Consider the following 2733-nt stretch of genomic DNA (forward strand, 5'->3'; position numbering starts at 1 on the left):
CATCGGCATCGAGACCAATTTCCTCCAGCGCCCGTCGGTCGATGACGATCGGAATTTCGTGCTGAGCGGAGAGTGTTTGCATTGCTTCTTGCAATGGCGTTTCAATGAACGTGATCGATGTCTCACCGCTCAACGTCGCATTGATCCACTGCTCCGCTTCGTTGTGCATCCGCGCGTTGGGCGACTGGGGTTTGCGGCCTTCTGCCAACGCCTGCTTGGCTTTCTGTAACACGGCCCCGCGAACCGTCTTGGACTGGGCCGCTTTGGAAGGCTTTGCCGGTCGGGTATTGGGCTGTGGTGCAAACGGATCTGCCGGCTGGCCCGGTGAAGCGCCGAACGGATCCGCCGACTGCGACCACGCAATCGAGCTAGAGAAAACAAACAACAACGCCGCCAACGTCGCCGGAAGAACGCGCATCAAAACACCTGCGAATCGAGAAGAGTGACAGAAGGGGACGATCGGCCCCAGCGGGAATCCTCCCACGTCGACAATTCAGATGCAAGGAAAAACTTGGTCGGTCGCTGTCATCGGATCGATGGACGAATGTCGATGCCACGCTCTTTTGGCGGGCCAAAGATGGCTATCATAAGACCAACCCCATCGCGAATTAGCCTCGAGTCAAACGCCCCGTGACCGCCGACGTCCTGCTACAAGCCGTGAACCTGACGCGTCGAGTCGACGGCAAAACCTTGCTCGACGACATCACGCTGGATCTAGCCACCGGCGCGCGTCTTGGGCTGGTCGGCCCCACCGGCAGCGGAAAGTCGTTGTTGCTGCGAAGTCTGGCGTTGTTGGAACCGGTCGACTCGGGCGATTTGCTCTGGCAGCAGACGCCAGTTGCGAACGACCAGGCGACGATCTATCGCAGCCAAGTCATCTATGTGCATCAGCGCGCCGCCGCATTCGAAGGAACGGTCGAAACCGTCTTGCGTCAGCCGTTTCAATTGAAAGCCCATCGCGATCGTCATTTTGATCGCGATTGGATCGTCGATCAATTGGCAACGGTCGCCCGCGACGCTGCGTTTCTCGATCAACCTCACGAACAACTCTCCGGCGGCGAAGCACAGATCGTGGCCCTGTTGCGAGCGATTCAATTGTCACCTCGCGTGTTATTGCTGGACGAACCCACGTCGGCGTTGGATCGGCAATCGGCGCGTCATATCGAATCGATCGTGATGCGTTGGTATGACGACGCACCCGACTCGCGAGCGTACATTTGGGTCTCGCATGATCCCAGCCAGGCCGATCGCGTTTGTGATTCGCTGATCACCATGCATGCCGGTCAAATCCAGAGCCGTCGAACCGCCCCGTGACAAAGCACGTTTTATGTCGCCGTACATCGAATTAACCAATCTTGAAGTCTGCTTGGCGGCGGTCTTGATCGTCATCAACGGTGTCGTCTCCATCGTGCTGCGATTACGTTTGGAAAAGACGCTGGCGATCGCGAGTGTTCGCACGGTCGTCCAGTTGTCGCTTGTCGGTGTCGTGTTGTCGTGGGTGTTTCGTGTGGATCGTTGGTACGTCGTCCTGGCGATCGCAGCGGCGATGACGCTCATCGCCGGTTTTTCCGCCGCCGATCGCAGCAAACGAAAATTCCCTGGAATTCGCCTGATCGCCATCACCTCGGTTTGGTCGTGTGCGTGGATCTTGACCGGATACGTGCTGTTGTTCGTCTTTCAGGATTTGCCGAAGTGGTACGAGCCGCAATACGCGATCCCGCTGTTGGGCATGGTGCTCGGCAACACGCTCAACGGGATTTCGGTGGGGCTGAGCACGTTGACCGAAACGCTCGTTCGATCTCGCGGACAAGTCGAAACGTTGATCGCGCTGGGGGCGACGCGTTGGGAAGCGGCGGGGGAGCCGATCCGCGAAGCGGTGGGGACGGGGATGATCCCGATCGTCAACTCGATGATGGTCGTCGGCGTGGTCAGTCTGCCGGGGATGATGACCGGGCAAGTGATCTCGGGCATGGATCCCGCCCAGGCGGTCCGCTACCAGATCGTGATCATGTTTCTGATCGCCGGCGCAACAGCACTCGGAACGGTCTCGGTCGTGTTGCTTTCGGTCCGGCGTCTGTTCGACGCAAACCATCGATTTAAATTTGAACTGATTCGCACGGCGGGGTCGTGATGAAGGATCCATTTAACAAACCGAGTTTTGAGACGACGCGTTGGAGCGTGGTCATTTCGGCGGGACAGCATGATTCCAAGCTAGCCCGGGATGCGATGGAGCAGCTTTGCCGTCGTTATTGGTTTCCCTTGTTCGCGTTCATTCGACGTCGAGGATACGGCGAGTCCGATGCGGAGGACTTGGTCCAAGCGTTTTTCGTCCGCGTGGTGGAGAAAGACGTGTTTGCCGCGGCAGACCAAGACCGCGGCCGGTTTCGCACCTTTCTACTCACTTCGCTCGAAAACTTTCTCTCTAACGAATATGCAAAAGCCACCGCGTTGCGTCGCGGAGGCGGCAATCCACGCCTGAGTTTGGATTTGCGAAACGCGGATGGGCAACGATCCCACTGGATCGCTGATGGCGGCCGACCCGAAGACGAATACCATCGCCAATGGGCCATCGCCGCATTGGACGCAGCCTTGAAATCGGTTCAGACAGAATACGAGCGAGACGGCAACGCCACACTGTTCTCAGAACTTCGCCCCTATCTGTCGACCGACGGGGAACGAAAACCCTACGCCCTGGTCGCGGAATCGTTGGGGATCTCGCCGACCAACGTCAAA

The 2733-nt window shown here is 58.2% G+C and carries 4 protein-coding genes; 3 read left to right on the plus strand and 1 reads right to left on the minus strand.

Going from position 1 to position 2733, the window contains the following annotated elements; genetic code table 11:
- On the minus strand, window positions 1-418 hold a 418-nt coding region (locus tag ABX749_RS28590; protein WP_372899035.1), incomplete at its 3' end, for a hypothetical protein.
- A 212-nt stretch (window positions 419-630) separates the two neighbouring features.
- Here ABX749_RS28590 and ABX749_RS28595 point away from each other — a divergent pair.
- The 3 genes from ABX749_RS28595 to ABX749_RS28605 all read left to right on the plus strand — a co-directional run.
- Complete coding sequence (locus tag ABX749_RS28595; protein ID WP_372899036.1) at window positions 631-1314, plus strand: ATP-binding cassette domain-containing protein; 684 nt, start codon at window positions 631-633, stop codon at window positions 1312-1314.
- 13 nt (window positions 1315-1327) lie between these two features.
- Window positions 1328-2131, plus strand: coding sequence for an iron export ABC transporter permease subunit FetB (gene fetB / locus ABX749_RS28600; protein ID WP_372899037.1), 804 nt, complete (start codon window positions 1328-1330; stop codon window positions 2129-2131).
- A partial coding sequence (locus tag ABX749_RS28605; RefSeq protein WP_372899038.1) for an RNA polymerase sigma factor occupies window positions 2131-2733 on the plus strand: 603 nt, incomplete at its 3' end. The genes fetB and ABX749_RS28605, both read left to right, overlap by 1 nt.

Origin of the sequence: Stieleria sp. (assembly GCF_041595215.1) — a bacterium.
Taxonomy (GTDB): Bacteria; Planctomycetota; Planctomycetia; order Pirellulales; family Pirellulaceae; genus Stieleria; species Stieleria magnilauensis.

Excerpts from the sequence above, each read along its gene's own strand:
- fetB (WP_372899037.1), top strand. The coding sequence starts at position 1,328 with ATGTCGCCGTACATCGAATTAACCAATCTTGAAGTCTGCTTGGCGGCG.